The sequence below is a fragment of the Jiangella asiatica genome (genome assembly GCF_004349065.1).
GTDB lineage: Bacteria > Actinomycetota > Actinomycetes > Jiangellales > Jiangellaceae > Jiangella > Jiangella asiatica.
Map to the genome: position 1 here is coordinate 1 of NZ_SMKZ01000131.1, position 328 is coordinate 328.

Annotated in this window: 1 pseudogene; it reads right to left on the bottom strand. The window is 66.2% G+C overall.

Annotated features, from left to right (window positions below):
* Window positions 1-218: 218 nt before the first annotated feature.
* A pseudogene (gene rpsM, locus E1269_RS32025) lies at window positions 219-328 on the bottom strand (30S ribosomal protein S13); the annotation flags it as partial.

Sequence of the window (328 nt, forward strand, 5' to 3'; positions counted from 1 at the left end):
AGCGACGTTCTTCTTCTCCTTGCGGCGCACCTTGGTCTGACGACCCTTGGCTGGTGGCATGTGTGCGGTACTCCTGTCCGAAAAAGTCTGTGAAAGTCAGCGCTGGGAGCGTTCCGGTCGAGCCGGATGCCGTCCTCGCCCGCGACTCGCTCGTCCCTCGCTCGTCGATGCCCGTCCGCACCATGGACGGCATCCGGCTCGGCCGGAACGAGCAGCGGTCACTTACCGGCCTTCTTCTTGCCGGCGACGGTCTTCTTCCGACCCTTGCGGGTACGGGCATTCGTGTGAGTGCGCTGACCACGGACCGGGAGGCCGCGGCGGTGCCGGA